At 59.5% G+C, this 26027-nt stretch carries 24 protein-coding genes and 2 pseudogenes; 8 read left to right on the top strand and 18 right to left on the bottom strand.

Annotated elements, in window-relative coordinates; translation table 11 throughout:
- Nucleotides 1-146: 146 nt before the first annotated feature.
- Nucleotides 147-1568 (bottom strand): alpha/beta hydrolase family protein, encoded by a 1422-nt coding sequence (locus FFM81_RS07880; protein WP_025416519.1) that lies wholly within the window; start codon nt 1566-1568, stop codon nt 147-149.
- A gap of 196 nt (nt 1569-1764) precedes the next feature.
- On the bottom strand, nt 1765-2151 hold the full coding sequence (locus FFM81_RS07885) for a DUF7824 domain-containing protein (protein ID WP_133118216.1): 387 nt from the start codon (nt 2149-2151) through the stop codon (nt 1765-1767).
- 59 nt (nt 2152-2210) lie between these two features.
- On the opposite strand from FFM81_RS07885, the gene FFM81_RS07890 reads away from it, so the two are divergent.
- Nucleotides 2211-2528, top strand: coding sequence for a hypothetical protein (locus tag FFM81_RS07890; protein ID WP_025416518.1), 318 nt, complete (start codon nt 2211-2213; stop codon nt 2526-2528).
- A 234-nt stretch (nt 2529-2762) separates the two neighbouring features.
- On the opposite strand, the gene FFM81_RS07895 is transcribed toward FFM81_RS07890, so the two are convergent.
- The 3 genes from FFM81_RS07895 to FFM81_RS07905 form a co-directional block, all read right to left on the bottom strand.
- Nucleotides 2763-3365 carry a hypothetical protein gene (locus FFM81_RS07895; RefSeq protein ID WP_097537466.1) on the bottom strand — a complete coding sequence of 201 codons (603 nt, stop codon included), beginning with the start codon at nt 3363-3365 and terminating at the stop codon, nt 2763-2765.
- A gap of 182 nt (nt 3366-3547) precedes the next feature.
- Nucleotides 3548-3811 carry a hypothetical protein gene (locus FFM81_RS07900; protein WP_244597458.1) on the bottom strand — a complete coding sequence of 88 codons (264 nt, stop codon included), beginning with the start codon at nt 3809-3811 and terminating at the stop codon, nt 3548-3550.
- A gap of 193 nt (nt 3812-4004) precedes the next feature.
- Nucleotides 4005-5135, bottom strand: coding sequence for an RNA ligase (locus FFM81_RS07905; RefSeq protein ID WP_097537463.1), 1131 nt, complete (start codon nt 5133-5135; stop codon nt 4005-4007).
- 210 nt (nt 5136-5345) lie between these two features.
- On the opposite strand from FFM81_RS07905, the pseudogene FFM81_RS33320 reads away from it, so the two are divergent.
- The 4 genes and pseudogenes from FFM81_RS33320 to FFM81_RS07920 form a co-directional block, all read left to right on the top strand.
- A pseudogene (locus FFM81_RS33320) lies at nt 5346-5417 on the top strand (dihydrofolate reductase family protein); the annotation flags it as partial.
- A 174-nt stretch (nt 5418-5591) separates the two neighbouring features.
- Nucleotides 5592-8374 (top strand): annotated as a pseudogene (locus FFM81_RS07910) (bifunctional diguanylate cyclase/phosphodiesterase).
- A gap of 113 nt (nt 8375-8487) precedes the next feature.
- On the top strand, nt 8488-9042 hold the full coding sequence (locus FFM81_RS07915; RefSeq protein WP_133118218.1) for a hypothetical protein: 555 nt from the start codon (nt 8488-8490) through the stop codon (nt 9040-9042).
- A gap of 539 nt (nt 9043-9581) precedes the next feature.
- Nucleotides 9582-10121, top strand: a complete 540-nt coding sequence (locus FFM81_RS07920) for a GFA family protein (RefSeq protein ID WP_097537449.1) — start codon at nt 9582-9584, stop codon at nt 10119-10121.
- A 2-nt stretch (nt 10122-10123) separates the two neighbouring features.
- On the opposite strand, the gene FFM81_RS07925 is transcribed toward FFM81_RS07920, so the two are convergent.
- From FFM81_RS07925 to FFM81_RS07985, 13 genes are all read right to left on the bottom strand, one after another.
- Entirely contained in the window at nt 10124-10669 is a 546-nt protein-coding gene (locus FFM81_RS07925) for a chloramphenicol phosphotransferase CPT family protein (protein WP_097537450.1), read from the bottom strand.
- 346 nt (nt 10670-11015) lie between these two features.
- Nucleotides 11016-11702, bottom strand: coding sequence for a hypothetical protein (locus tag FFM81_RS07930; protein WP_025416513.1), 687 nt, complete (start codon nt 11700-11702; stop codon nt 11016-11018).
- Nucleotides 11703-12218: 516 nt separating this feature from the next.
- Nucleotides 12219-12557, bottom strand: a complete 339-nt coding sequence (locus tag FFM81_RS07935; protein WP_003564563.1) for a slr1659 superfamily regulator — start codon at nt 12555-12557, stop codon at nt 12219-12221.
- Nucleotides 12558-12564: 7 nt separating this feature from the next.
- Nucleotides 12565-13125, bottom strand: coding sequence for a slr1658 superfamily regulator (locus FFM81_RS07940; RefSeq protein WP_003564561.1), 561 nt, complete (start codon nt 13123-13125; stop codon nt 12565-12567).
- Between the two features lie 3 nt (nt 13126-13128).
- Nucleotides 13129-15489, bottom strand: coding sequence for a SpoIIE family protein phosphatase (locus FFM81_RS07945; protein WP_037091367.1), 2361 nt, complete (start codon nt 15487-15489; stop codon nt 13129-13131).
- Nucleotides 15486-16658 (bottom strand): class I SAM-dependent methyltransferase, encoded by a 1173-nt coding sequence (locus FFM81_RS07950; RefSeq protein WP_138385773.1) that lies wholly within the window; start codon nt 16656-16658, stop codon nt 15486-15488. Before FFM81_RS07950 ends, FFM81_RS07945 begins: the two co-directional genes overlap by 4 nt.
- On the bottom strand, nt 16655-17146 hold the full coding sequence (locus FFM81_RS07955; protein WP_003564558.1) for a hypothetical protein: 492 nt from the start codon (nt 17144-17146) through the stop codon (nt 16655-16657). Before FFM81_RS07955 ends, FFM81_RS07950 begins: the two co-directional genes overlap by 4 nt.
- Nucleotides 17147-17215: 69 nt before the next feature.
- Nucleotides 17216-18868 (bottom strand): putative bifunctional diguanylate cyclase/phosphodiesterase, encoded by a 1653-nt coding sequence (locus FFM81_RS07960; protein WP_003564557.1) that lies wholly within the window; start codon nt 18866-18868, stop codon nt 17216-17218.
- A 198-nt stretch (nt 18869-19066) separates the two neighbouring features.
- The gene (locus FFM81_RS07965) at nt 19067-19900 is read right to left on the bottom strand and encodes a sugar phosphate isomerase/epimerase family protein (protein ID WP_173883764.1); all 834 of its coding nucleotides are present in this window, start codon (nt 19898-19900) and stop codon (nt 19067-19069) included.
- A complete protein-coding gene (locus FFM81_RS07970) occupies nt 19897-21102 on the bottom strand; it encodes an NAD(P)/FAD-dependent oxidoreductase (protein ID WP_138385774.1) in 1206 nt (401 codons plus the stop codon). Before FFM81_RS07970 ends, FFM81_RS07965 begins: the two co-directional genes overlap by 4 nt.
- Before the next feature lie 65 nt (nt 21103-21167).
- Entirely contained in the window at nt 21168-21479 is a 312-nt protein-coding gene (locus FFM81_RS07975; protein WP_138385775.1) for a MocE family 2Fe-2S type ferredoxin, read from the bottom strand.
- Entirely contained in the window at nt 21476-22510 is a 1035-nt protein-coding gene (locus tag FFM81_RS07980) for a sterol desaturase family protein (protein WP_138385776.1), read from the bottom strand. Before FFM81_RS07980 ends, FFM81_RS07975 begins: the two co-directional genes overlap by 4 nt.
- 107 nt (nt 22511-22617) lie before the next feature.
- Complete coding sequence (locus tag FFM81_RS07985; protein ID WP_138385777.1) at nt 22618-23619, bottom strand: LacI family DNA-binding transcriptional regulator; 1002 nt, start codon at nt 23617-23619, stop codon at nt 22618-22620.
- Between the two features lie 227 nt (nt 23620-23846).
- On the opposite strand from FFM81_RS07985, the gene FFM81_RS07990 reads away from it, so the two are divergent.
- The 3 genes from FFM81_RS07990 (at nt 23847) to FFM81_RS08000 (ending at nt 25626) form a co-directional block, all read left to right on the top strand.
- Nucleotides 23847-24539, top strand: coding sequence for a type 1 glutamine amidotransferase domain-containing protein (locus FFM81_RS07990; protein WP_003564551.1), 693 nt, complete (start codon nt 23847-23849; stop codon nt 24537-24539).
- 96 nt (nt 24540-24635) lie between these two features.
- A complete protein-coding gene (locus FFM81_RS07995; RefSeq protein ID WP_003564550.1) occupies nt 24636-25049 on the top strand; it encodes a GFA family protein in 414 nt (137 codons plus the stop codon).
- Between the two features lie 133 nt (nt 25050-25182).
- The gene (locus tag FFM81_RS08000; protein WP_025416505.1) at nt 25183-25626 is read left to right on the top strand and encodes an SRPBCC family protein; all 444 of its coding nucleotides are present in this window, start codon (nt 25183-25185) and stop codon (nt 25624-25626) included.
- The last annotated feature ends 401 nt before the right edge of the window (nt 25627-26027 follow it).

The following is a 26027-nucleotide window of genomic DNA, read 5'->3' on the forward strand; positions in this document are numbered from 1 at the left end:
GGCGGCAACTGTTGGCTCCGAGTATCTCATTATTGAGAGCCGAGGCTGCTTTGCGCCCTAAACTCGGCCGTTTTCCCTCTCGGAGAAAGTCTCCCAAAAGCAGACGCCCTGAATAGCCTGCGCGGGACATCCGCAACATGACCGTGTTAGCCGGCCGCTGCCGGCACCGAGGCACCGCCCTTGCGCTTTACCGCGCCGCCCGACACGTCTTCGTAACGGGCGGCCGTCTCGGCCAGGTCGGATGCCGTGCCAGTCAGGGGTTCGCTGAGAAAGGCAGCCAGGATATCCGCCACGGCCCGCTGAGTCTCAGCGGGTCCCCGCGCGCCGCCCATCGCCTGCGCCAATAACCAGCGGCCGGGTGGTGCGAGATAGAAATACGCGTCGGTGAAGCCGAAATGGTTGGCCCGCCTGATCTCGTAGCGAAACGCGGGCGCGGTGGTATTGGCGAGCAGTTTTCCGTTACCGTTGAGAAAGAACGTGCTGTGATGCGTCTCGGCATAGTCGCTCTGCAGCAACAGGAAGGGCCGTGTGAGCTGACGATCGGGCAGATCCCCATAAGGCGTGCCATCGATATTGGCGGCAGCTACGACGCGAGGATCCTCGCTCATGGCCTCGATCGCAGCCGCCCCACCGAACGAGTGACCGATCACAGCGACCTTCGCGGCGTTGACCCTGCCGCGCAACGGCGAAGAGAGTGCCTCGGGACGCGCGAGCTGGTCGATGACGAACCGTAAGTCGGCGGTCCTTCTGACCTGCTCGCGAACCATATAGGGGATGTGGCTCCGTTCGCCCGGCAGAAGAATTTCCCTGGTTCCGACGACTCGTCCGTCGGGAAGCTCGGTCGCCGCCGATTCATACGGATGATCCAACACGAAGACTACAAAACCGCGACTGGCGAGCTGAGTCGCCAGACCGGTATACGCCGCACGGGGCGCACCATAGCCGGGCGAGAAGATTACCACTGGCCATGGCTGCTTGCCGGGAGCCAGCGGCGCATAGGGTTCGGCATTGGTGTCGATCTGGCCGTAGCGGCGCATCAGAAAGCTTGGCATTCCGCTGACCTTGGCAGGCAAGCGGCCGATGCCGTCGATATAAGCCAAACGCGCCCCACTCTGGGGTGTTTCACGGCGGACTGCGGGATACCACGCTTGGGCGATCACGCTGCGACGGTCGGTCGGGTCGACTGTGTGAGGCTCGTCCCTGGAGATATCTGTCCACCGGTAGATTTCGGTGCCGACGGCGTAGCGCCCGTCGGGGCGCGGCAAGGTCGGGACCGCAGGCAAATTCCAGACGCCGACGGATAGGGCGGCGATCCCACAGAAGCTCAGACGACCGGTCCAACGTAGCACGCGGCCGTTCCGCAGCGGCGGCAGCGCGCAAAGCGCCAGGAGGAGATAGGCTGGCAGGCCTTGCCATGTGAATCCGCAAAGGAGCCATTGGGCGACCGCGACCACAAAACCCAGTCCGACGCCGGCGATCCGCACCGAGGGCTGCGCTGCTGGAGCGAACAATCGCCAGCCGGCCAAAATCAGCACCACCGTGAGCAGAATCAGATCGAGAATTAACATGGGTCGCTCGTTTCAACTGCCGCGGCGAAGTGAACAAAGCGCTGCCGGTCCACTCGTCCTGCGGCGATGAGTACGACGTATCGGCGCTATATGGCGGCTTTGCGGCCGTTCAATGTGGTCCGCGTGCGCTCAAGGGAGGCAAGGAGGGTGCGCAAAACATGCCATGAGCAGCCATACGTCTTCGCGCCCCAAGGCCTCACTCCAGTTGGCGAGCGGCCCACGGCACCGCGCCGCGGTGATCCAGGCCGCATGGTCGCCGCGGTTCGGGGCGTCGTCCCCGCCAAGCGCGAAGTTCGCGATCCGCCGCAGCGGCTCGGCCAGTCCTGCCAGCCCTGCGCGCGCCTCTGTCCGATGATCGGGCGCCAGCCGCAACAGCGAACAGGCGGAAATCCATGCTCTCGGCCAGTCCTGCTGACTGGAGCGCGTGCAGGCGATCGACCCATGCCAGCGGGCCGATCCAGCCGCCCTGATGGGTCGGCGCGCAGAGCAATGCCTGGCGTTCGCGCCGCGATACTCGCGCGGTCACTACCCGCAAATGCGCGATCAACGGCGAGAAGGACTCCTCGGCGGTGTAATAGGTCATGTTCTCGCGCGTCGTGCGATGCAGCTGGCCGGTCACCCAGGTGTGGAGCAGGTCGAGCAGTGCTAGCCCGACCCAACGCGGTCCTGGCGGCGACGACCGATGTCGGCGGCAATGCCGTGATCGATCTGGGCGGCGGCGACAGCGTGACGCTGACCGGCGTGCTGAAGGCGCAGTTGCAACGAGGCGATGTCGACCTGAGCGCTGCGGTCGGCGGGCACGACACGATTGGCGGTGTCGCGACCCTGGCGATGGGCGGTGGCGCGCATGTGCAGGGATGGGCCAATCCCGTCGATATCCTGGCGACCGATCACGACCTCCTGCTGGCGGCCCGGGCCGATGGCTGGGTCCACGCGCAATACACGATATACATGCTCTAGCTCGGCGCGGTGCGATGCCGGCCAGATGTCGATGCTGTAAGTGGTCGTCCGGCGGCACTCGGAAGCGAGGCCGTCCGGACATCGTAACATGGCAATCAGGGCCGCGTTAATTCAACGGGCAGTTAACCTACGATTGCACCCGGAAGCTGTCAGTCTGCAAACGGCCTCCAAGCAGCCCCTTGCTGGCGATCACCAGCGGGCTTTCTGGGATAATAAAGCCAACACAATGTCCCCCTAATTGCCCCAGCCAATTTGGAACCGATCAAATCGAACCTCGCTCAACGGGTGGTTGGAGCTGCTCAACCTCACCGAACGAAGAACGAGATGAAGCTCGGGGGAATAGTATTGTTCGAAAATAATCGGAGGCAATTCCGCCAGTTTCAGACGGCTGTTGATGGCCCAGACTTTGTAGGAACAAGATGCAATCGTTTCCTCTCCCAAGCCGTCGAACCTGATAAAAGTCGTGCCCGAATCGGATTTTTTGCCATTGATGAAAAGCGTGGTGCCGGATTGCCAGTTCTTCTTCTCTGGTAGATCGTCCAACGCAATCGCATTCGCGTATTTCAGCTCATGCGTCCCGCTGGCACTCACTCTCTTTTCGACGAGCAAGGGGTGCAGATATACGGCCGACACCGGCTGCAGTGAACCGTCGCGCTCCATCAGCCGTTGTTCGGTGAGACCCGGGCCGTCGGGCTTGTAGAATACGGAATAGAAAGGCGCTTCTCTGGTCAGCAGCACGCCCTGTTTGGTCTCATTGGCGGTTAAGCAATTGCCAAAGGCTGGTGGCGCTAAAGTTATTCCGACCAGCAGCAATAAACCTCTTAGAAAGGTCGACATACCAGATTGCCCGCATCCAAGTTCGCTACCACCGTGCTTGGATGAAATTGCTCCATCTTGGTCAAGCCGTCCCATCCACTCCGCTGTCTTCATCCAGATCATGAACCGGCAGATACGTATTCTTCTCCAATAATCCGCCAACTGCTACCGTCCACAACCGACACAATGTTTGATAATTCCCATCAGACCAAAGCAAAAAATATCGTCAAAAAAGAGCTTATCGCCACCGCAAAAGGCATAGCGATAAAAAACTTCGCTTTCGGCTTCACGAAGAAGCGATCATGTGCAAAACGTCCCCAATAGACTTTGGGGCCGAAGTCTTTGCTGAAATCGAAGCCGTTCATGCGGTAAAAAAAGATCAATGTGATGCACCAATACCAGCAATAAGCGCAAATGCCGCCCACGACGCAGAAGGGCAGCCACAGTTCAAATTGATCTTTACTCAATCAAGCTTCCTCATCGAGAGTTCAATGACAAAGCCGCCGCAGAGGAATTCGAACGCCTTCTGGAGCAAAGCACACGTTCCACTTGATGCCGCTGTTTAACGCGTCATTGCCTCAATGTCACAGCCGAAGGAACCTCTCAGCCGAGGCCTTCTCCAATCCCACATTCGCGCCAGAGCTACTGTACGCTGCAAATCTACGATGTTGCCTCATCAATCACACGCCCCATGGCATATGACGGCTGGTAACCTGGCAACACATTGCCAGTGGGTCTGATGGAACGCATCAACGCGTCTCGGGACTTGCCTACGATTGCACCTGCTTTTCGCAAGCCAAAAACGTAAGGACCCACGTCAGCAGGCAGTGAATTGAGCGACAATCCCAACTCTTTATCGGAAAGATGGGCGACAGATGCTGCCAGTTCAGCGACCTTCCTTTCCATCGCCGCGTATTCCTTTGTCAGGAGGAGTACGATGTTGTCAAAATCGCTCCAAAACTCTTCCGGCAAATCACGACGAATCGCGGCCATGTCGTCCCCAGCGGCCATTGCTTCCCACATTGCCAATGGCGTGCAGCGTGAGATCAACGCATGGATACGACGGTACTCGGAGCCTTTGAGTTTGAGGCGCAAGCCATTTGTGAATCTAACGACAAATCCCTCGTTGTCGCGTGGGAGTGTTGCAGTATGGAGCATCATGTCCGCCATACTCCCGAACTCATGGCGTTCGGCCGCACGCCATCCCAACGCTTGGCTGGTCGTTCGAACCACGTCGTAGGTTACTTCAAGACCTGAAGCGTGGTAGGCCGCCAACATCACCATGGCAGGCTCCGCATATCGCACGACAAGTCTGTTTTCCGGATATACCGCCTCGAACAGATATGTCGTATCCGGCGACAGACTGGAGAGATCGTGGGCATCCAAGCGTGCTTGAGCCCATAGTGCCTGTTCGGAGTCGAACGCGCCTTTGGTGGCTGCGTGCCAACGGCCAGCATCATTGAACACGATTATTAGACTACCATCGAGCTTTTCGAACGTCTCAAACGGCAGATCGGGTACTTCGCCATGCCGCTCGCCGACATTGAAAAACTTCGGAAACGGCGTGGCTACGACCCGACCAGCGCCCTCGTCCACAATGAGACCGCGAGCGATCAGCGAAAACTGATCCCAACCATCCTCATATACGCACCGGGGCGTATAGATGTAGAGCTGCAAAGTACTGGTTGCGTTCGGACGGCGATGGACATGGCCAAGCCCTTGGGCTCGCTTCAAGCCAGCGATAAGGTCGGGAAACGGGATTTGGCGTGCAGGGTGTATCGGGTCGTTCATCTTTTCACAGCACCGTCTTTTATCGCTTTCAGAATTAATTTTGGCTAATTTATCAATTGTTCAGCCGCTCCACGCCGTCAAACGCGATTTACTAATGGATTTGATCGTCCGCTGTGATGGATGCAACGCCTATTGGGTTCGGACCCAGCACAACCTTTGCCAATGATGGCTGTTCCCTGGGTTGATCGGATATCGGGTCGTCTCGGGCACAAGTATCGGATCTACCTACACCCTGTCGCGGTGGGGCAGGGCAAGCCATATTTCGCAGGGCCTCGCCCTCCGCGTCCAGTCGAAACTCCATTCACCATACCAAGACACCCGCGATAAACCCTAATCTCACAACCCCACGCCCAAGCCTCCCAAACACCGGCATTTCCGCACCCGCCGCCCCCTTCACTTCAACCTTCCTTAAGCGCCCGCCCCATAGCGTCACCCTCACATCGAGGGTCTCGTTCCATGTTCTCCGTTCTGACATGCATCACCGAGCGGCATAATCTCGCGCTGGTCGGGCTTGCGGGTTTGATCTGCTTTCTCGCCACCCATTGCGCGATGGTCCTGCTCGATCGGGCGACATCGTCCGCGGCGGCTGCGCGGTGGGTATGGCTGCTGACGGCGGGGGCGGCGGGTGGTTTCGGGATCTGGGCGACGCATTTCGTTGCCATGCTGGCCTATGATCCGGGTGTCGTCGTCGGCTATCATGCCGGGCTGACGCTGGTCTCGCTGCTGTCGCGATCGTCGCGATAACGGGCGCGGTTGCGGCGAAACTCGCCTATGACAGATGGATGGCGAATATTCTGGCGGGCTTGCTCTTCGGCGTCGGCATCGCCTCGATGCATTTTACCGGCATGCTGGCCATAAAATTCCCGGGAGAGATCTCGTGGGACAGGCAGTTCGTGACGACGTCGATCGTTCTGGGCATCGCCTTTTCGATCGCCGCCTTCCGGTTTGCGGGCAGGGGCGAGCGGCCGATCTTGCGCGGGCTTGCGCCCACACTTCTGTTGACATCAGGTGTCGTCGCCTTGCATTTCACCGCGATGGCTGGCGTCACCGTCACGCCAGGCGTGGTAGCGCTCGATCCCGCGACGCTGATTTCTCCTGCCCTGATGGTGGTAACGATCGCCGCCGTCACTTTTTCGCTGCTGGCGGCCGGTTTTGCCGCCGCCATCTTCGCCGTGCGCTCGGAGGCTAAGACCGCCAAGGCGGAACGCAACTTCAAGCTGCTCGTCCAGGGCGTGACCGACTACGCCATCTACATGCTCGATCCGGATGGCAAGGTCAGCAACTGGAATGCGGGCGCCGAGCGCGTCAAGGGTTACATGGCCGACGAGGTCGTCGGCAAGGATTTCTCGCTGTTCTATTCCCAGGAGGACCGCCGCAAAGGCCTGCCGCAACGCGCGCTCGAAACCGCCCGCCGGGAAGGCAAGTTCGAAGCCCAGGGCTGGCGCTACCGCAAGGACGGCTCCTCCTTCTGGGCCCATGTCGCCATCGATGCGATTCATGACGAGGCCGGCCAACTGATCGGCTTTGCCAAGATCACCAAGGACAACAGCAAGCAGAAGGCGGATGCCGACCGGATCGAGGAGGTCACCCGCAATCTCGATATCGCGCTCGAAAACATGGGGCAGGGCATCTGCATGTTCGATGGGGATGAGCGCCTGGTGCTGTGCAACAAGCGCTATCTCGAAATCTTCCGGTTTCCCGAAGGGGCGGTGCGTCCGGGCATGCGCTACAGGCAGATCGTCGAGATCGGCTATGCCGCCAACACCGAGGACGCGGCGGAAGCGGCGGCGCGGGCCGAAGCCCATTACATCAGGAACATGGCGCTGATCCGGGGCGAGGCCGGCAGCGCGGTTCACAAATATCCGAGCGGCATCTCCATCCAGCAGAATGTCAACATCCTGCCGAATGGCGGCTGGGTCGTCACCTTCGAAGACATCAGCGATCGCGTGAAATCCGAGGAGCAGGTCGCCTTCCTCGCCAAGCACGATGCGCTGACCGGCCTGCCGAACCGGCTGCAGTTCGGCGAGCGGGTCGCCGAGGAAATGATGGTCGCGGATCGGCTGAGGGGCAAGGTCGCGGTCATCGGCATCGATCTCGACAAGTTCAAGGAGGTCAACGACCAGCACGGCCACGGCACCGGCGACCTGGTGCTTGTCGAGCTGACGCGGCGTCTCGGCGAGGTGCTACTGGAGGGCGAATTCATCGCCCGCTTCGGCGGCGACGAATTCGCCGCGACCAAGCGCTTCGACGATCTGAGCGCGCTCCATGATTTCATCGCGCGCCTGGAAAGCGCCCTGGTCGGTTTGATCTCCGTCGACGGCTTCGAGATCAAGACCGGCGCCAGCCTCGGTGTGGCGATCTATCCGAGCGATGCAGAAAGCGTCGACGGGCTTCTCGCCAATGCCGATCTTGCCATGTACCGCGCCAAGCAATCGCTGCTGCAGAAGGTCTGTTTCTACGAGGCTGCGATGGACGAGACCGCGCGCCGCCGCCGCGCGCTCGCCAACGATCTCTGGGCCTGCATCGATCGCAACGAGCTGCATCTGCATTATCAGGTGCAGAAATCGGTGCGGACGGGAGAGATCATCGGCTACGAGGTTCTGCTTCGCTGGCGCCACCCCGAACGCGGCAACATCCCGCCGATGGATTTCATCGGCCTTGCCGAGGAATGCGGCGCGATCCTGCCGATCGGCGAATGGGTGTTGCGTGAAGCATGCCGGGAGGCCGCGACCTGGAGCAACAGCCACAAGATCGCAGTCAACCTCTCGCCGGTCCAGCTCGGCCATGCCGACATGGCGGCCGTCATTTCGGGCATCCTCTCCGAAACCGGCCTCGACCCGCGCCGCCTCGAAATCGAGATCACCGAAAGCTCTATCATCATCGACAAGGACAAGGCGCTCGGCACCATGCGGGAGATGAAGGCGCTCGGCGTCTCGATCGCCATTGACGATTTCGGCAGCGGCTACTCCTCGCTGGAAACGCTGCGCTCCTTCCCCTTCGACAAGATCAAACTCGACAAGAGCTTCATGGCCGAGGTCGAAAGCAACGCCCAATCCAAGGCAATCGTCCGCGCCATCCTGGCGCTCGGCCGCAGCCTTGACGTGCCGGTGCTGGCCGAAGGCGTGGAAACCCAGGCGCAGCTCGATACACTTCTGGAAGAGCAGTGCGACGAGGCGCAGGGCTATCTGCTTGGGAAACCGCAGGCGATGGGCGAGACGGGGGTTGAGAAGGCGGCTTGAGGTAGCGACTTCAGAGAGTGGAGGTTAGCAGATGAGTGAAGTCCCTGATTTCTCAGAAGCCAGAGGTTTTTCTCACCGTATTGGTTCAGGTATGATGGTGTGAGGTCGATACTATGATTGTTACGGAAGAGGTGTTGTCGCGCTTTCGCGATAAAGGAAAAGTTCCGGTGCGCAGCCTGCCGTCGAACCTCTTTTCGCACACAGGCGATCTCTTTTTCCGCGACGACGTCGTCTCGCTACACCAATTTCCGACCGAGGAGGAGGAACGCCGAGCCATACATGTGGTGCCCGTTTTGGCATTCTTGCAAACCGTTCCACCGCTTTCGAATGATCGTGAATGGATCGCGTTGCACCACCAATTTGGCGGATATCACTGCCTGCAGGTCGCGATGGTCGCGACGATGCTCACGCCGAACGCAACGATCAAAAACAAGCTCGATAATATTGGAAAGCAGTTCTACTTCGCACAGCATGGCCAATTGGAGCCAGCCAACATGTTGGCGTCTTCAATTTCAGAATATGTGACAGCACTTAGCGAAATCGAACTTGATTGCGAATGCACATGGCGAAAGCTTTCGGAAGGGCTATATCCCATCGACTGCACCCAAGAAAATCTCAACAAAATCGCTTCCGATGCGCCCTCCCTAGATATGATGGCGGACTGGTGAGGGTTTACCCGCGCGCGGTACAGTATGGACCCCATAATCTTATTGCTGGCAAACAATAGCGACTAATCGGCTTTCTCACCCAGGTGCGAGCAGCACACTGCTTACGCTGAAGTTGGTGTTGCAGCACGCGAATTAATTTAGCGTGCAGGTACTCGCTTACTCCTGCGGGGCGCTACTTCTCCTCCCTCATTCCTGTGCTCGTCACAGGAATCCAGCCACGGCGCGTCCGCGCCGTGATTGACTCAAGCTAGGGGTAGATGCGAGTCTCCTGCGCCCAAGGACTTGGGCGCGCTGGATCCCTGTGACATCCCTCGGGTAAAACCCTGAGGCCACAGGGATGAGGGGCGTTGGGGCACCGTTCTCGCCCGAAGCGGCACCCTCCAACCTCCTCATGCTGAGGTGCGCAGCCCGAGAGGGCGGAGCCTCGAAACACGCCGCAATGCCGCTTCCTGCATTCATCGGCCGCCGACGCTGGACGATCAAAAAAGAACAACCTAAAAGAGATTAAGCCCAATCCGCCTCGTGAAGGAGGAGAAGAAATGAAACGCCTCGAAATGCAGGTCAGCGGCGGCTGCCAGTGCGGTGCCGTGCGCTACCACGCCACCGCCATGTTCGACAATTCGCATCTCTGCCATTGCCGCATGTGTCAGAAAGCCTCGGGCAATATCTTTGCCGCGCTCGTCGCCGCGCCGGATGATGCGCTCACCTGGACACGCGGCAAGCCCAGCATCTGGAAGAGCTCGCAGCTTGTCGAGCGTGGCTTTTGCGCCAATTGCGGCACGCCGTTGTTTTTCCACCACCTCGAAAATGGCCGCACCAACCTGATGATCGGTGCGCTTGACGATCCGCATGCCTTCTCGCCACATGCCAATACCTGCACCGAGAACATGGTCCCATGGTTCGATACGATCACGGGCATAGAAAATACCGGTGCCACCGAAAGCAACGGCGCCGAGTGGGCCGCGGCAATCAAGCAGAGCAACAACCAGCACCCGGATCACGATACCAGTTCATGGGCGGTGAGGGGGCGTATATTGCATGACGAGGATGTTGCCGACTCGGCTGATGGCCACCGTTGACGCTAAGCAGACTTCACTTCGACGAAACTTGATGAGCGGTTGCCAGTTCTCCATGTGATCAGCAGCTTCTCGACATTCGCCTCAGTGCTGTCTTCGGATTGCAATTCGATATCATATCTTTTTCCGATATGTATCGTCTCGTAATCCCGCTTGGCGCTGCCTATCGGCCTGTCACCTCGGGCAGCCTCACGATCAATCAAAAGCTCGATCGGGCAGTGCACCGCGGCGAAGAAGACATCATGCTCTGCCAAAAGATCGGCAAGCGTTTCCAGCCACCCCTCGGTGTCCAGAATGTGCTCGAGGATAAGATCATTGCCGGCGTCAGCATAGGCCTTTAGCGATCCGTGAAATCCGTCAAAGAAGGCCGCCCGAGCGTCAGTCCAGCGGAAATCGCCGTTTTTGAAGCGCTCGGTGGGAAGCACGCCGGCGTCACGCAGATGATCGATCGATATATGCCAGAACGGTTTCTCGATACGCCTTTGGAGCGCCTTCGCAATGGTCGATTTGCCGCTGCTCGATGCCCCGTGCAGAAAAATCACTTGTGCCATTCAACGGCCTCCCGGCTTTGACACCAAGCGTAGAGTAGCCATGTGACAACCGCAACGTCCGGTATTGGCGGCGAATCCGCGGAAGTTGGCGAGGCCAGACCCTTGCGCTTTCAGAAGGCAAGCACGGTTTTGCCGGAGATGCGTTGCCGGTTTCGGTATCGGCGATGACCGACAGGGCATCGCACTGCAGGCGATTGCTCAGAGGTTCGGTTCCAGCAAAGAGGCTTTGGTGCCAAATTGGCAAAAAAAGAGAGCATTCCGTTACTTAAACAAGGACGGAAATGCTCTCATAGTCTGGTGCGCAGCATAACCGATTAACCGCGCACCTCACGCAACCCACTGGTGGCTATTCGTCTGACGTCGCCGGCGCGGCGTTCTCCAGCGAGCTGCGGATCTGATCGATCTTGCCGTTCGCATCGCCGACGCCGAGTATGGTCTTGGCCTCAGCCAGGACTGCCGGGCTTACCTGGCCGGATTTCGTTGCGGAAGCCAATGCGTCCTCGAGCGCTGCGTCCCCGAGCAGGGGGTCAGCAGCTGAGGGCTCGACTCCGTTGTCGATTTCATACTGGGCATAAGCCACGGCATAGGCCGAGATGGCCGTCATGCGTGGGTCCGACGTATGCATCAACGCCCTGTAATTCCGCTTCAATGAGTTCAGGCCCGCAAGCTGCGCCGAAAGGTTTTTCTCCTTTGTGGCGGCGACCTTGTCTGTTTTTGTCGACTTGGACTTGCCTTCCGCTTCGGAAGACTTGCCTTTCATGCCTGTGGATTTGGAGCCGCTATTGCCTGAGCCGTTGCCCTGGTTGCCGCTGCCGTGGTTGCCGCCGTCGTGGTTGCCGCCGCCATGGCTGCCGCTGTTTCCATTGCCGCCGCCATTGCCGCCGCCGTTACCCCCACCGTTGCCGCCGCCATTGCCACCACCGTTTCCACCGTCCTTCGCCAGCGCGGCCATATCAATACCGGCAATCGTGACCGGACCTGCGGCAAGAGCCATCGAGAGCACAGCCAGGGACGCTAAGGTTGCTATCCGCATCGTTTCCTCCGGATCAGATCAACAGTCGTCGTGCGTATTCACGACGTAAGCATTTGTGAAGATTAGACCTGGATCGCGAATTGCACATCGGACTGAGGTCCAGTCCAGGGCCCCGGCTATGGTCTTAGAAGATTAGCCGGCCAAGCTGACTTGACGAGGTGGAGAGGTGCGCCGGCCCTGATAAATCCAGACGCTGCGTGCTTTGCAGGCCCGCGAGTTTGGCGAGAAAGCCAGCCCCACTCTCCGTCATCCCAGGCCTTGAGCCGAGGATCCAAGCCACGGCGCCGGTGGGTGTCGTGTGGATGCTCGGCTCAAGGCCGAGCATGACGGAGCGCGGGGCGGGCGGCCAGCCCGGGGTCGACGCGGAAGGATTGATCGAGCGGCAGGGGTGCGGTCGCTAGAATATGGCCGGCACCCACGTCTCTTCCGCATTCCTGTGACATCCCTCGGGCAAAGCCCCGAGGAGCACAGGAATGAGGGTGGGAGAGGTCACCGCCTTAAGGCGCCGCCCCCAACTCACGCTAAGCGCAAATCAAGAAGCGGATGCAGCTTCTTGAGGTTTGGGAGGGATTTGGCTTGCCAGGGATATTGGTGCGTGCCTTTGACGACCAGCAGCAGGTCGCCCATCTTTCTGGCTTCGATGGTCAACTTGGCCAGGAGATTGATGCCGGAGGAGTTGAGGAACTCGAGACCCGTGAGATTGAACGTCACCTGCTTGTGCCCGTCGTGGAGCAGGCCGGAGATCAATGAATAGATTGGTGCATAGGCGTCCGGTCCGGCCAGCCGGAATACGCCGTCGAAATAGACTTCGTTTTGCTCCGCCCATACACGGAAGTTTTCGTCGCTGATTTCCATTCGTCACTCACGGATTGGAGGAGGGCGGCATCGCCACGGCCGCAGTCGTCGTCAGTATGATATGCTCATCATTATTCTCTTCGAATGCCCATGCCATTTTTGCGTCGTAATCGCTGAGAAGCGTCAGCAAGCCCAAGCCCGAACCATTTGCAGACGATATGGCGTTGATTTCGATTTGCTCAAGAAGAAGTTCCCCGGGATCCTTCGATTGCAGGCGCTGCAACAGTTGTTGAAAGCGCGAGGCTGTCTCGCCGTCGATGGTGTTCTTCACCCGTATCAAAAAGCTCCCCTCGGATATGCCGGCTTCAATGAGGATCTCACCGGGCTGTCGAAACTTGACGGCGTTTTCGATCAGCTCGTTGCTGAGGTATCCGATGTCATGATGCGCCTGCATATATTCTTTCTTCGAACGCGAATACCTTAAGGCCATGACTTCCGCTATGAAGTCGGCCGTCATGCCGGAGTGCTTCCATCCAAGCTCGAGCGGTCCGTCCGTCAAGGTGAGGCGCGTGCCCGAATCCAGGCTTATGTCGCTCAGAGATTCGATGCCGTAAACCGTCGGAGGCATGTCTCACCTATGCCGTACTGCGAGTAGCGTGATGTCGTCATAAATCTTCTGCGATCCGATAAAGCCCATCAGTGTCGCCACAATTTCGGCAACGACTTTCTCAGCGCTCAGATCCTTCAAGCGCACTGCCTCGCGGCAGAGCCGTTCCATGCCGAACAATTCTCCGGCGTCGTTTTCGGCTTCCGTTACACCATCCGTATGCAAGAGTATGAGGTCCCCCTTTGCGAACGCGATTTCACGGGTCTTGATGAAGGCCGATATATCGGCCTCCAGCCCGATGGGTATGCCCAGATCCATGGTGTCTATGCGCTCGACCTCGCCGTTCGCCCGCACGACGACAACTTCCTCGTGTTGTCCCGACAGGATCATCTCTTTTCCGTCGTAGTCAAGAAACGCCAGGGTGAGGTGTTTGTCGATTTTCGTCCTGACGATATTTTTGAACAGGGCGCTGTTGAGAGTTGTGAGAAATTTCACTGCATCGGTATTTCCGGCTTCCTGCAGGGCGCGGGCGACGGACTGAACCATCAACATCAACACGCCGCTTTCCAGCCCGTGTCCGGTCACGTCGCCGATGCCGATCTTCAAGCGGCTGCCGTTCTTCAACACGTCGTAATAATCGCCGCCGACTTCTTCTGCCGGTCTCATATAGGCCGCGATCTCGAGCGCCTGAAAGTCATCGAGCTCCTGATCCAGCGGGAGAACCATCAGCTGGATTCTCTCGGCGACGGCAAGTTCCGTTCCAAGACGTCTGTTTTCTCGCTGCAGCTGTGCGTTCAGCGTCGAAATCTCTTCCTTTGCATCTTCGATCTGAGCGGTTCGCTCTTCGACCAGCTGCTCGAGATTTTCGGTGTGATAGCTGATCTCTTCGGCCATGCGATTGAAGGCTTCACCGGCCTCACCGACTTCATCCCTGCTTGAGATGGCCACTCTGACCGAATAATCCTTCGCCTGAATCCGTTTGGCGGCCCCTGCCAGGGCGCTGATTCCGCTGGTTATTCGTTTCGAAGCCGCAAAGACCGCGATCGTCACGATCAGCAGCGACATCAGGATCGCCAGAATTTGGTAGAGCACGATCCGGTTCGTCGCTTCGGAAATCTTGGCCTGGGCCGCATAGAGCGAGGCATCGATTTCTCGCTCGGGTACAACCACCCCCAGCAACATCGCCTCTTGCCGAACCGGTCCACTGACCCAGAGATTGGTCGCCGGCAGTTTCTTGACGATAGCGATATAGGGGACATCGTTGCCGTCCTGCTGCAACAGCAGGTGCTGAATGCCCTGTTCGCGGTCAAGAGCCAGTTTGGCGATTGCAGGCTGCGAGCTTCCCTTCAGGGAGCGCTCCAGGCCGGTCAAGGCGCCGGCTTCGCTCGGATCGCTCGCGGAACGCAGGCCGAGGGTTTTTTCGCCCGTGCTGTTGATCGCAACGACGTTGCCGTCGGACATGGCCAGAAACCCAAAGCCGGATTGCGCCACTTTGACATTTTCAACCGTCTGCGCCAGCTGGTCGAGCGTGATATCGGCGCCGGCCGTCCCGGCGACATCCTGCCTGTCGGCTGTCCAGAGCGGATGAAAGAAACTGACGATCAGCTTCCCGGTAATGGCGTCCGTATAGGGCGCTGTCTGGGTGATGTCGCCCGCGACTGGCCGCGATTTCATATCCTTGGCCCAGCCCTGCCAGGATTCGTAAAGTCCCGGGAAAAAGAAATCCCAGAAATTGGCCTCGTTGTGGCCCGGATAAAGCCGGTCGAAGGTCTGGGCCTGGTCGGTATAGGGCGCCGTTCTGAAGATCGGCCTTTCTTTCGAGCCGATGTAATACATCTGCAGTTTCGAAGAACCGTGCTGCAGCAGGCTCGGCGCAACGAGATCCAGAACCGCACTCGTCCGGATATCGCTCTCGACGTCGGGTCTTGGCTTCCGGTCTTCTCCGAGCAGGTAACCCCAGACGCTCACGACCGAGACCGAGCCCGGAGCGTTCTGAGACCACTTCCCCTGCTGATCGTAGGAAAGGCTGACGCTGCCGGGAGATGTGCGGGCGATTGCCGCGCCGACGTCCGAATTGCGCGCGGGATCGTCGATCTGCGCCTGGAGCACGCCTGCCAGCGTGCTGACGTCGCTGTGAACCTGCCGCAGCAGCAAACTCACCTGTGCCGCGGTCGAATCCGCATAGGTGCGGATGTATTCCTGGCTTGCCGCTTCGAGACCCTGGCCGACCTCGAGCGTTGCGTCACGCGACAGCCTCTGGACGTTCCACAGCGCCAGCCCACCGCTGACCAGCAAGTCGAATAGGACGGCTCCGCCGACGACCAGGATGAACTTTGTCCGAAAGCCAATTCCTGCCGGTCTCTTCGATGATTTCCCCTCCATCACAGTGGCTTTCGCCCGGAGGCCGCCCAGATCGGCCAGCCTGCATAACCTTTGGGGTGAAGGGCGGCGAAGACGTGATCTTTGAATCCTTGCCGGAACCTGCGAATAAATTCCAGCGAGTCGCCGCGCCGGACCGCCATCTGGCCGGCGTAGACATTTTCCCAGGCTTCGATGATGTCGGCGAAGTCCTGCGGATCCCCGTCAAGGTTGGTGACCATGAAGCAATCGACCTTGATGGTATCGAACCCCGCATCGGCAAGGAGATGGCGGCTTTTCGGTCCCATCTCGACATCCATGTCGAAGTGCCTGAACAGTTTGGCGACTTCCTCGTATGTCCATTTTATCGTTTCGGCATGCGGTTCGCCCAGGCAATGCGAATTTTTCTCGTTGGTGATGTAGACGCGGCCGCCGGGCTTGCAGATGCGGTAAAGCTCCCGCAGCAGCATCTCGGGACGGTTGAAAATCTGCAGCGAATGTCGGCAGGTCACAAAGTCGAATTGATTGTCGCGAAGCAGCATCTGAGAAGCGTCGCCATAGGTATATTCTATCCCCTGCAGATCGAAGTCGGCAGCGACCCTGCGGGCATATTCGAGGCTGCGTACGGAATGATCGAGCGCCACAAGCCGTTCCGGTTTGAATTCCCGTTGAACCAATGCAGCGAAATCACCAATTCCGCAACAGATATCCGCCATCACAAGACCGTTGCGCAAACCATGGCGCGGCAGCAATTCGCGTTCGTGCCTCCAGGTCATCTTCGTCTGGGTGCGCAGAATGGGAATGAAGCTCTCATCCTCGACAAAGCTCTGGCCCGGATAAAAGGCCGAATCGTAGACTTCAACCGACAGGTTTGGCTGTGCTGCCGCCAGGGTTTGGAACAACGAAGTCGACCAGGCGACGACGCTCGACGTAATGATGATAATCTTCCGATCCGGCCGCGTCCGGCAGTGTGCCTTCAGAATATCGGAGAGGGCTGTAAAGGCCGTCATGTTGATGTGCGTCAGACGTTTGACATTCAGGTAAATGACGCCGCTGTATTTTTCCAAACTTTGCCGCACCAGCTTGAGCGCATCGGCGATCTCGTTTGCACTTTCGGGCCGCATCTTGCCGGACAGCAACAGCTCCTGATTTGTCGGATCGAAATGGACGGTGAAGGGGCGGGCAAGCAGGTTCATTGAAAGTCCTCGGTCGAGGGGAAATCCGCGATGATTTGCATGCCGTGGGCGCCGTCTTGCTCAATCCGGATAGCAGCGCGGAATATGGTTGCCAGCTCTCTGAGCAAAATCGTCCCGTCGGACTTCAGGTCGGACCCGGCGCCCGCGAGAGACGGGCGTTCAGTTGATCTTATACCAGTGCTCTCGCGGTCCTCGCGGGCAAAGGCAATTCTCAGCCGGTTGAACGTCGCGCTCCGATAGAGACTGAAACTGATCCTTCCCGGCTCACCCGTCGAGCGGAAGGCGAGTTCAATGAGCTCGTTGGCCGCGACGGAAAGAAAATTCGAATATCGAGCCGGATCGCTGTGGCTCTGGCCGAGAATGTCTGAGAGATATTCGGTAATCCTGTCGCAAAACTGCCATTGAGATTTGAACATCGCAACATTCAGTTCCAGCGATACCATCGGCGCCAATGCATGGTCATCGAAGCCAGATGCTTGCTCTTCCAATACAGCCTCCATCAGTTTGTCTGGAGCGTCAGATTTCCTCAAAAAGCACGGCGAAAAATCTCTCGTTCGTTATACCAGCGCGTGGCTAACGGATGTTTCCGCCCGGTTGATGAACTCGCCCATCGCCTCGACCGGAAGCGGCCTGCTTACCAGATAGCCCTGAAGCCTGTCGCAGCCCACATTGTGCAACCATTCCGCCTGAGCCGGCGTCTCCACCCCTTCGGCGGTCACCTGCATGTCGAGACCATGTGCGAGGTTCACGATACAGCGGACGATCGTCTGGCTTTTCGGATCGCTTTCCAGATCGGTGATAAAGTATTTGTCGATTTTGATCGTGTCGAAAGGGAATGTCTTCAGATAGCTCAGGGAAGAATATTCGGTGCCGAAATCATCAAGCGAGATTCGTATCCCCAGCACGTTGAGCGTATTCAGCGTGTCGATGTTGTTGACCGTCCGCTCAAGCAGCACGCTTTCGGTGATCTCGAGTTCCAAACGCTCGGGCGGCAGTCCGACCAGGTCCAGCGTCTGCGATACCCGATCCGTGAGGCCGCTGGTCAGAAATTCAGCCGCCGACAAATTGACGGCGACGACGTAGTTCTCCGGCCAGTTCATCGCCTCGCGGCATGCCTGCTCCAAAACCCATGCGCCGATATCAGGCATCAACCCGTCAGCCTCGGCCATCGGAATAAATGAGGCCGGTGGGATTTTTCCAAGCAGGGGATGGTTCCATCTCAGCAATGCTTCGAAGCCGACAACACTGCCGGCCTCGGAGATCGGCTGGTATTCGACAAAGAATTGCTGTTGGACCAGAGCCATGCGCAGGCTGCGGCGCAGCAGTTCGCGTTGCTCCAGCAATTCGAGCATTTCCGGATCATAGGCTTTCGGCCGACCGCGCCCCTCCTGCTTGGCGGCATACAGCGCAAGGTCCGACGCCTTCATCAGTTCCTCCGGACTTGTCCCATCCGGAGGAGCGGTCGATATGCCGATGCTGGTGCCGACAAAGACCGCGATGCCGTCTATCGTGAAGGGCTTTTTGAACGCGGCAACCAAAGCTTCCGCCAACCGGTGAGCTTTGGCCGGATGCCCCGAGCCCCTTGATATCACGGTGAATTCGTCGCCCGCCAGGCGATAGGCTCTGTCATCACTGGTCAGGCAGTCTTGAATCCGCCTTGCAGCAAATTGAAGAAGCTTGTCACCGGCCGGATGCCCAAGCGTGTCGTTGACGGGCTTGAAATCATCCAGGTCGAGCTGCATGAGAGACAGAGTCTCATCCGAACCTGCCGTCTCCTGCAACAGTTCAGCGAGGTCGTCGCTGAACTGGCGTCGGTTCGGCAATCCCGTCAGCGGATCGTGGGTCGCCAGATGCAGAAGAGTTGCCCGCTCATCGTCAACAAGCTCATCGGAGCGGACCACGGCAAACAGATCTCCGATCCGATAGATCGTCAGCCCGTGCGCCCCGGGCCCGCCCAGATCGCCCGATATTCGCAATGGCTGGACACTTTCATCCAATGAGCGGAAAGCGAGCGTAATCGCCGATTTGTCCAGCTGTGGAAAATGCTCCCAAAGTGACGCTGCCGGTTTGACGGAAGCAGGCAGATCATTGCCCAGGAAGTCCTCGATGGGATTGAAGTCGCGGTCAAAGAACAGAAGCCGGTCGATCGAACTCGAAGCTTCTGCCTGTGTTTGTCCGAGGGCCGAGCTGGCCGCACGAATTTTCCGCATCTTCCAGCCTCTCCGAGTCGAATGTCCTAACCAGATATCCTAGCAAATCAACTGTCGCACAACTTGTACTCGTCAAGATTTACATTAGGCACTCCTGATTAACAATCCCAAACCTCTGCCGACACCCTTGCGATTTAGGACACAACTATACTGATCCAACAAGGGATTTCCACAATCGGGAGGCTGATTTAACGGGATTCAGGCAGTGGCAGCCCAGAGCTCATGCGCCATCTGCCGAAGCGCCAGGGCTTCCGCCCACCTGTCTGTCGAATCGTTGCCGTCTCTGCCCGTGATCGCATAAGGTTTGGGACCCAACTCACAGGTAAAGATCAGCTCGGCGTCATCGGCGGCGCGTGATCGCCAGTGGCGAAAACCATACTCCCACCACTGAAGGAAGAGATCGACCCAGGGCCGGTGGTGCGGAAAGGAAATCTCGATCTGCACCTGCTCGCATGAGGCAACCCGCCCGTGAAATGCGTGGGCGTTCTGCAGGATGCGTTGGATCAAAACGTGGCTCTCCTCATCGACCGGAAAGGCGAATTCGCGGCCGACAAGGAAATGCGACAGGTCTGCCAGCAGCGGCAGTTCGGGGCGCTGGTCGAGCAGATCCAGCGTAAAGAACAGGTCGGCGGTCATCCTGTCGCGATGTGTTTCGATGAACACGGGAATGCCGGCTTCTCTGGCGAGCCGCATCCAGCCATCGAGAAGCGGCAGGCAGGCGTCGATGCGGCGCGGGCGGATATCGGGTTGCAGGTTGAGGTGGCTGACCGGGAACTCGGCCGCCAGCTCCAGCGGCAGACGCAGATCCTCGACGCATCTGGGGAAGCAAACCCCTTCGATCTTCAGTCCGGTGCCCCGGATGGCCTCGCTGAGGGTAACGACCTCTCGGCGGTTGGTGTAATGCGCGCTGATGCCGTCGAAGCCCGCCTCTGAGATCATCGCGATATTCTCGTCGAGTGTGCGCTCGACCCCATCCGTATGCCGGCGTTCCATGGCCCAGAGCGACTGGAAGATCAGCAGCTTCTGCATCATGCGGCCCGCGCGCTCTTCAGAAGCGTTTTGAGGTTTATGCCGGGGTCGGCCAGTTCGGCGGGGCTGGGGCTGACGGCTGCGGCAATCAGCATCTCGGCAAGCTTGATATCCTTGGCGAGGCTATTGCCGATGCCGAGGCCCGCCGCAGCCACCAGACGCCCATCGTCCAGATAGAATTCAAGCTCGCCGCCGGCGGCCGGACGCAGAACGATCTGATGCGCTGGCTGCGGCAGCCCCGCCACCTGCAGGCCGAGATCATACTGGTCGGACCAGAACCAGGGGAGGGCGGCAAACGTCTCGGCCGCGCCGGCCATGTTCCGCGCGGCGGTCTCGGCCTGCGTCCTGGCGTTCCGCCAGCTTTCAAAACGAACATGTCCGCCGCCGGGTCGGGCGACCGCCGCGCAATCGCCGGCGGCGAAGACGTTGGCTGCGCTGGTGCGAAGACAGGCGTCCGTCAGAATGCCGTTGCCCGTGGCCAGTCCCGCGGCTTCCGCCAAGCCGATCTCGGGCAAGACGCCGATGGCGCTGACGACGAGATCGGCTCGTACCACGCTGCCATCTGTCAGGGTGACGCCGTCGTCGCCGATCGCCCTCACGCCCCTGTCGAGGTGAAAGCGCACACCTTCCGCAGCATGTCTGGCGTGCAGCTTTTCGGCAAAGCGGGCGGGGACGGCGCGGCCCAAAGGTTTCGGCGCGGCTTCGATCACATCGACTACGACGTCCTTTCCGCGCAGGACCGCTGCAAGTTCCATCCCGATCAGACCGGCGCCGATGATCGCCACGCTCCGGCCCGGCGCAACACGGGAAAAGATCGCTTCGGCGTCGGCGTGGGTACGGAAGTCGTGTGCTCCCGCTGCACCGGGGCATGTCAGCCGTCTCGGCCGCGCGCCGGTCGCCAGAAGCAGCTTTTCGTAGCGCAGCAGCCGCCCGTCGCTCAAGCGCACCACTGCGGCGCCGGCATCCAGCTCGGCGGCCGACAGGCCCTTGAGATAGGCAATGCCGGCCGTTTCCAGCGCTTCTGCCGCGCAGATCAGCTTCATCTGCACCGCATCGTCCACGGCCTTCGATAGCGGAGGCCGTTCATAGGGCAGATGAGGCTCGGCTCCGACCAGCGTCACAGGCCGGGAATAACCCGCCTCGCGCAGGGCAAAGGCTGCCCGGGTGCCGGCTTCACCCGCACCGATGATGACGATACCGTCCATGTGTTCTCCGTGGAAAGAGCGGCCGGCGCTTGTGAGGACAGAATAGGACCTAAACCGCTGCGGACTTAACCGAGGGCCACGCGAACCTCTCCGTCGATCACTTCGGCCTTATAGGTTTTCAGGTTCTCGCAGGCGGGAAGTCGCAATGCCTCGCCGGTGCGATAGTCGAAGGCTCCCGAATGTTTCGGGCATTCCACCTCGAAATCCATCACCAATCCGTCGGCGAGATGGATTGCCTCGTGGGTGCAGAGGCCAGCGGTGCAGTAAACGCTGTCATCCGGGCCACGGTAGATCGCGTAGCTGCGTCCGCCATGGTCGAAGCGGATGGCCCCTTCCTGTTCGATGTCGTCGAGTTTGCCAGCGGATACCCAGGTCATTCGGCGGCGCCTCCGACTTCCAGGCGGGCTTTGCGGGCGGCGAGTTTTTCCTTCCGTCTGCGGTAGCGTTCCTGCATCTGCGCTTCGCCCTCGGGCGAGCCGTCGTGCCAGGTGCCGAACCATTTATCGAGCGGGATCAGCGCGTCGCCGTAATTGACCTCGAAATATTTGTGGTGGAGGTAATGCGCATAGGCGTGGCTATCGACCAGTTTCTCCTTGCCGATCTCGACCTTGTCGAAGCCGACATGGCCGGGAATTGCGCCGAAGCCCGCATAATGCAGCTGGTAGAGCATGATGATCGGGTTGGAGGGCAGGAGCAGGTGGTAGAAGGCCGTTGCGAAATAGAGCAGATGCTCGACCGGATGCATCGACAGCGACGACCAGGGCGAGGGGTTCACCGAATTGTGGTGGACCGAGTGCACCCATTTGTAGAGGAGAGGCGTGTGGATCAGTCGGTGGATGCAGAAAAAGTGGAATTCGTGAATGATCGGCACCACGAGCGCGACGAGCGCCACCGTCCAGGGATTTTCCGCGAAACTCAGCCACGGCGCATAGCCATTGGCATAGGCCCAGAGCATGGCGACCTCGACGGCGGTCCAGATAGTCACGCCTGACAGGAAGGTGCGCAGGATGTTGTCGAGGTTCTGGCTTTCGAACCAGAAGGCCTTGCTCTTGGTGTCGGCCGGGAACTTGCCATTGTACTTGAAGCGGTTTTCCTGCCGCTTCAACACGTAGAGCTGCAGTTCGAAGGCGCCGTAGAACAACAAGACCGCGATGGCGTTTACCGCACAGAGCCAGGCGATCCAGCCAAGGCTGAGCGTTTGCATCGTCTCGACCGGCGGAATGATCCAGGCCCAGTAGGCGAGCGCAGAAAGCGCAAAAATCAGGTTCCAGGGAAGGAAATAATGCGGCAGCCATTTCAGCACCGCCCGCAGCCGCGGCGGGAAGGCAAACAGCGGCGCGGTCTCGGCCGGCTGGTCCGGCGCCCAGTCGCCGCGCTTGTTGCGCTTGCCGAATTTCAGGTCATCCATTGGCATCTCCTCCGGCCGCCCGTTTCCGCGCCCGCCTGCATCTCTCTGGTGACGCGAAACTAGCAGGGGTGCCGGAGAATGCCGAAGGCTTCCTTGATCTGATTAGATCAAAGCGCTTCCTTGGTGATGGTAATGAAACGGATCGGTGCCTGGTCCGGTTTGATATCGGTCAAGCCGATTCTGTTCAGAACGAGATCCAGCGCCCGGCGCGCCTGGGCCTCCGGCGCCTGGTCCAGCACCACATCCATGACGCCGTCCTGCAGTGCCGTCCGCGTGTAATCGGTCAGTTCGTGCCCGACAAAAAATACCTCGCGGCCGCGCGGATGCCGGCGCAGCACCTCGATCAGCGCGGCGTTGGCGCCGCCGGCATTGTAGAGCCCGGCGAGGTCGGGATAGACCTCCAGCGCCGACCGCAGGAGATCGGCGCTGAGGCGCTCCTCATCACCGCCAAATCCCAGCCATTCGAAACTGGAGGCGCTGGGATAGTCCCGAAAATAGGCTGAAAAGCCGCGGATCCGATCGCGATGCACCTGATAGATCGGATGGCAGATCGCAACGACAGGCCCGGTCCGTGGAGCCATGCGGCTGATGTAGAGCGCGGCCGTCCGGCCGGCGGCGACATTGTCGATGCCGACGAATTCGCCGACGCGCTCGGAAGCGCGGGTGACGACGTGGACGACCGGCAGACCTTGCGCATTGACCTTCTCCATCGCGGCACTGATCGCCGGGCTGCTCGGCACCGCAAGGATCAGCCCGGCCCGGGAAAGGTCGGTCGACAGTATGCGTCGTGCGATCCCCTCGGCGTTCATCTCGTCGGTGAAGCTGCGATGCACGACGACCAAGGGATCGAGGGTGGCGGCAATTCTCTCGAAAGCATGCGAAAGCCGACGGTAGAAGCTCGTCTCCGGACGAACCATCAGCACTTCTATCCGCAGCAGGCCGCGGTGGGTTTCGGGAAGCTTGCGCGGGTAATCCAGGCGACGTGCGGCGGATATGACCTTCTCGACCAATTCCGGGCGAACACCCCCACGCCCGTTCAGCACCCGCTCGACCGTTGCTGTTCCCACGCCGGCATGGCGGGCGATGTCCCGGTAATTCGGCTTGCTCACTTTCCAGGTCCCTCGAATGGACTTATGCGACGTCGTTTCTTCTTCATACACCTTAGCCTCAAATCTCACAGAGGCTTACGCACGCCAATTCCCGCAAACGGAGAGCTTGTGTCGCGGGGGCGGTCGATCTATGTTTTCCCGCGTTTAGCATGAGATTGCAGGCAGTATTTCACCGTAAATCCGGATGCGGATGGTTTTGTCCGCCGACCGGCTGAAGGAGCTGAGCAATGAAAATACTCATGATTCTGACATCGCATGATCAATTGGGAAACACCGGCAGGAAAACGGGATTCTGGCTCGAGGAGTTGGCGGCCCCGTACTTCGTTTTCCGTGACGCCGGGGTCGGCATCACACTCGCCTCGCCAAAGGGCGGCCAGCCGCCGCTCGATCCGAAGAGCAACGAGCCGGCCTTCCAGACGGAACAGACGCGGCGGTTCGAACAAGATGCAGCCGCAACGGCGGCGCTCGCCAACACTTTGAAGCTGTCCGACATCAACCAAGCCGACTATGACAGCGTGTTCTTTCCCGGCGGCCATGGACCGCTCTGGGACCTGACGAACGACCGTTATGCGCTGGCGCTCATCGAGGATATGCTTTCGGCGGGAAAACCCGTGGCGCTCGTCTGCCACGCGCCTGGAATTCTCACCAATGTGAAGGCACCCGACCGCAAGCCCATCGCGGCGGGCCGGGCGGTGACGGGTTTCACCGATTCCGAAGAAGAGGCCATGCACCTCGTCGAAGTTGTTCCCTATCTGCTCGAGGACGTGCTGAAAGAACAGGGCGCAAAGTTTTCGAAGACCGCGGATTGGGGCGTGCATGTCGTCCAGGATGGCCTGCTCATCACCGGCCAGAACCCGGCCTCCTCAAGCCAGGCAGCTAAAACGCTGCTCATTGCCTTGCAAAGGCAGGGCGCGGCCTAGCCGCTAAGAATTCGGCGTTTCGGCCCCTGGGGACCACCGCGGCCCAGAGGAGGCGGAATCACAAGACGTTCGGACTCGGGATGTGGGACACCTGATATGACTAGCAAATATACGGGACAGTGCGCCTGTGGCGCGGTAAAATTTGCATTCAACATCGACCCGAACTTTATCGCCAACTGCCATTGCCTGGATTGCAAAAAGGCGTCGGGTGGCGAGGCGGCGACATTTTTCGCCGTACCGCAGGATGATTTTGCCTTGGTCGCCGGCCGCCCGAGAGCGTTTCATTACATCGCCGCTTCCGGCAAAGGGCTGGACCGCAACTTCTGCCCGGATTGCGGCGCCAGATTGTTCAGCAGCAACCTGGAAAGCTTTCCCGGCCTTGTCTTCGTGACGCTCGGCAGCCTTGACCGGCCCGAACTGATCGAGCCGGCGGTCGAAATGTTCACTAGGCGCCGGCTGAAATGGGCACGCCCGCTCGATCTCCCGCAATTCGACGGCATGCCCGGCTGAGCCGCTCGCCGGGACACACCGACTTAGCCGCGCCGGCAATTTTTCTTGAAGAAAAGTTCGATCCGGTGTCGGATCGGGCAAACCACACCCGTCCTAGGTTCGTCCATTCCATCCATTCAAAAGGATCACGAACATGCCGAACACCATACGCCTGCACCGCGTTTTCGCGACCAGCCCGGAGAAGGTCTACCGCGCATTCATCGAGGCGGACGCGCTTGCCAAATGGCTGCCGCCGAACGGTTTCCTCTGCACCGTGCATCATCTGGAGCCGGCCGTCGGCGGCACCTTCAAAATGTCGTTCCGCAATTTTACGACCGGCAACAGCCATGCCTTCGGCGGCGAATTTCTCGAACTCGTCCCCGGCGAACGCGTCCGCTACACCGACAAGTTCGACGACCCCAACCTGCCCGGCGAAATGGAGGTCACCGTGACGCTGAAGAAGGTCTCGGTCGGCACCGAGGTGGAGATCACCCAGGCAGGCGTGCCCGATGTCATCCCGCCCGAGGCTTGCTATCTCGGCTGGCAGGAGTCGCTGAAAAACCTCGCTCGGGTGGTCGAACCGAATATCAACGAATAAGCTGCACCAGGTTGAAGCACAGACCCGCGCAGTCGGTTGCTGGGTCCGCTCATCGCTCGGCCCTCTGCTTCCGCCCGTCATTCCGCTAATATCCTCGGAATGGGGGCGGAGAGCTGAGCGTTCCCCAGGGTGGCTGCGGGCGGCCCGACGGCGATCGATCGGTTGTTAAGCTAGTCCGCGCTCTGATCGACCGTCTCGCGTGCGACAAGCAGCGAAGATAGCCAGAGGGAATACGCCGGGGCAATTACCGAGGCGTTCTGAACTGGAACGGTGGCGGTTGCGCCATCATTTTCGGCTTCGCCGGACATTTGCAGCCCCTAGTTTGGCTTCGTTGTAGAAAGCCGTTCCGGAACAACCAGTTTCTGACATCCCGATGAAGTGATCGGCGCGCCGTCGTTGCA

Origin of the sequence: Rhizobium hidalgonense, from assembly GCF_005862185.2 — a bacterium.
In the GTDB taxonomy this organism is placed as follows: Bacteria; Pseudomonadota; Alphaproteobacteria; order Rhizobiales; family Rhizobiaceae; genus Rhizobium; species Rhizobium hidalgonense.